We start from the raw sequence: 3820 nt of genomic DNA on the forward strand, positions 1-3820 counted from the left end.
ACGGGTTGTTGTCCGGGAACCACATAGTGGACGCAAGCAGCATGATCACAACACCCTCTACATTGGGAAACCGTTTGAAGTCGTGTTTCCCCAGGTGTTGATGTGGTGTAAGTTATCGGCCTATTAGTACCGGTCAGCTTCACGGGTCTTTAGTCCCCGCTTCCACATCCGGCCTATCAACCCAGTGGTCTGGCTGGGGGCCTCTCACACACAAGGTGTATGGAAATCTCATCTCGAAGCGGGCTTCCCGCTTAGATGCTTTCAGCGGTTATCCCATCCGAACGTAGCTAATCAGCGGTGCACTTGGCAGTACAACTGACACACCAGAGGTTCGTCCGTCCCGGTCCTCTCGTACTAAGGACAGCCCTTCTCAAATTTCCTGCGCGCGCAGCGGATAGGGACCGAACTGTCTCACGACGTTCTAAACCCAGCTCGCGTACCGCTTTAATGGGCGAACAGCCCAACCCTTGGGACCTACTCCAGCCCCAGGATGCGACGAGCCGACATCGAGGTGCCAAACCATGCCGTCGATATGGACTCTTGGGCAAGATCAGCCTGTTATCCCCGAGGTACCTTTTATCCGTTGAGCGACGGCCATTCCACAATGTACCGCCGGATCACTAGTCCCGACTTTCGTCCCTGCTCGAGATGTCTCTCTCACAGTCAAGCTCCCTTGTGCACTTACACTCGACACCTGATTGCCAACCAGGCTGAGGGAACCTTTGGGCGCCTCCGTTACTCTTTAGGAGGCAACCGCCCCAGTTAAACTACCCATCAGGCACTGTCCCTGACCCGGATTACGGGCCGAAGTTAGATATCCAGTATGACCAGAGTGGTATTTCAACGATGACTCCACCCGAACTGGCGTCCGGGTCTCACAGTCTCCCACCTATCCTACACAAGCCACACCGAACACCAATACCAAACTATAGTAAAGGTCTCGGGGTCTTTCCGTCCTGCTGCGCGTAACGAGCATCTTTACTCGTACTGCAATTTCGCCGAGTTTATGGTTGAGACAGCGGGGAAGTCGTTACTCCATTCGTGCAGGTCGGAACTTACCCGACAAGGAATTTCGCTACCTTAGGATGGTTATAGTTACCACCGCCGTTTACTGGGGCTTAAATTCCCAGCTTCGCCCCAAAGGGCTAACCGGTCCTCTTAACCTTCCAGCACCGGGCAGGAGTCAGTCCGTATACATCGTCTTGCGACTTCGCACGGACCTGTGTTTTTAGTAAACAGTCGCTTCCCCCTGGTCTCTGCGGCCCCGATCCCCTCCGGACAGCAAGTGTCCATCAAGGTTGGGGCCCCCCTTCTCCCGAAGTTACGGGGGCATTTTGCCGAGTTCCTTAACCATAATTCTCTCGATCGCCTTAGTATTCTCTACCTGATCACCTGTGTCGGTTTGGGGTACGGGCGGCTAAAACCTCGCGCCGATGCTTTTCTAGGCAGCATAGGATCACCGGATCCCCCCGTGAGGGAGTCCCGTCAGATCTCAGGCACGTCATCAAAGACACCGTGACGGATTTACCTATCACGGACCCTACATCCTTAGACCAGGTCAACCATCGCCTGGCCCGGCTACCTTCCTGCGTCACACCTGTTAATACGCTTACCTCCCAGGATCAGGTCCCGTGCTCGGCCAAAACCCTCACACCACAAGGATGCTCGGGCAGGCTCCGGACGGTTAGTGTCCCCTGCTTGGTATGGGCGGTTTTTCGCCGGTACGGGAATATCAACCCGTTGTCCATCGACTACGCCTGTCGGCCTCGCCTTAGGTCCCGACTTACCCAGGGCAGATTAGCTTGACCCTGGAACCCTTGATCATTCGGCGGACGGGTTTCTCACCCGTCTTTCGCTACTCATGCCTGCATTCTCACTCGTGTAGGCTCCACAACTGGTTTACACCGCTGCTTCACTGCCCACACGACGCTCCCCTACCCATCCAGACGACTGAACCACGAAGGCTTATCTAATATCTGAATGCCACAACTTCGGCGGTGTACTTGAGCCCCGCTACATTGTCGGCGCGGAATCACTTGACCAGTGAGCTATTACGCACTCTTTCAAGGGTGGCTGCTTCTAAGCCAACCTCCTGGTTGTCTGGGCAACTCCACATCCTTTCCCACTTAGCACACGCTTAGGGGCCTTAGTTGGTGGTCTGGGCTGTTTCCCTCTCGACTATGAAGCTTATCCCCCACAGTCTCACTGCTGCGCTCTGACTTACCGGCATTCGGAGTTTGGCTGACGTCAGTAACCTTGTAGGGCCCATTAGCCATCCAGTAGCTCTACCTCCGGTAAGAAACACGCAACGCTGCACCTAAATGCATTTCGGGGAGAACCAGCTATCACGGAGTTTGATTGGCCTTTCACCCCTACCCACAGCTCATCCCCTCCATTTTCAACTGAAGTGGGTTCGGTCCTCCACGACGTCTTACCGTCGCTTCAACCTGGCCATGGGTAGATCACTCCGCTTCGGGTCTAGATCACGCCACTGCATCGCCCTATTCAGACTCGCTTTCGCTACGGCTTCCCCACACGGGTTAACCTCGCGACGTAACACTAACTCGCAGGCTCATTCTTCAAAAGGCACGCTGTCACAGCAATCAGAGCTGCTCCAACGGTTTGTAGGCACACGGTTTCAGGTACTATTTCACTCCCCTCCCGGGGTACTTTTCACCTTTCCCTCACGGTACTTGTCCGCTATCGGTCATCAGGGAGTATTTAGGCTTACCAGGTGGTCCTGGCAGATTCGCACGGGATTTCTCGGGCCCCGTGCTACTTGGGATCCTCTCCAAGCGGCAGCATACATTCCGGTTACGGGGCTAACACCCTCTACGGCCTGGCTTTCAAACCAGTTCACCTATGCACCTGCACTCACTTCACCAATCCGGCAGAATCGGTACGGAAAGTCCCGCAACCCCAGTGATGCAACGCCCGCCGGCTATCACACACCACTGGTTTAGCCTCTTCCGCGTTCGCTCGCCACTACTAACGGAATCACTGTTGTTTTCTCTTCCTGTGGGTACTGAGATGTTTCACTTCCCCACGTTCCCTCCACGCACCCTATGTGTTCAGATGCGGGTCACCCGGTCACTCGCGCGCCGGGCGGGGTTTCCCCATTCGGACATCCTGGGATCAAAGTTCGGTTATCAACTCCCCCAGGCTTATCGCAGATTCCTACGTCCTTCTTCGGCTCCTGATGCCAAGGCATCCACCGTGTGCCCTTAAAAACTTGACCACAAAGATCAATAATTAATATCGCTATCGAGAAAACCATGGAGGCCGGTAAAAACCGGTCACCAGGTTTATCTGAAATTGCACTTAATAATTTTTAAGATGCTCGCGTCCACTATGTAGTTCTCAAACAACAACCCCGTCACACCCATCCCCACCACCAACCAGCCCCCCAAAGGGAACCGGCACCCGTGATGTACCCGGCATGCGCAGGAACAAACAGAAACAAACCACAACCATGAACACCCCCACCCCCTCAAAGAGGGAAGAAGCCCCACAGCCCTGTTGTCTCAGGACCCAACAGTGTGCCAAACGGTCAACCGGTAACCTGCCCGCACCGCTTTCCAGAACCCCAAAGGGAACGTACTCACTGATGCCAGGCAATCATGCCGGCGCCTATCCATTGATATTCCACCCTTGAGCACCCACCGGAAAACATATGCTTCCGACATGGGCATCTCCTGCAAAGCACACATCCAACACTGTGGAAGGACATCCGCTTCGAGGTGCTCCTTAGAAAGGAGGTGATCCAGCCGCACCTTCCGGTACGGCTACCTTGTTACGACTTAGTCCCAATCGCCGGTCC

General features: G+C 54.8%; 2 rRNA genes. Both read right to left on the reverse strand.

Annotated features, from left to right (window positions below):
• Positions 1–102: 102 nt before the first annotated feature.
• Positions 103–3238: ribosomal RNA gene (locus QNN98_RS16375) — 23S ribosomal RNA — on the reverse strand.
• 513 nt (positions 3239–3751) lie between these two features.
• A 16S ribosomal RNA gene (locus QNN98_RS16380) occupies positions 3752–3820 on the reverse strand; the annotation flags it as partial.

It is taken from the genome of Arthrobacter sp. zg-Y1143 (assembly GCF_030125565.1).
Lineage (GTDB): Bacteria > Actinomycetota > Actinomycetes > Actinomycetales > Micrococcaceae > Arthrobacter_B.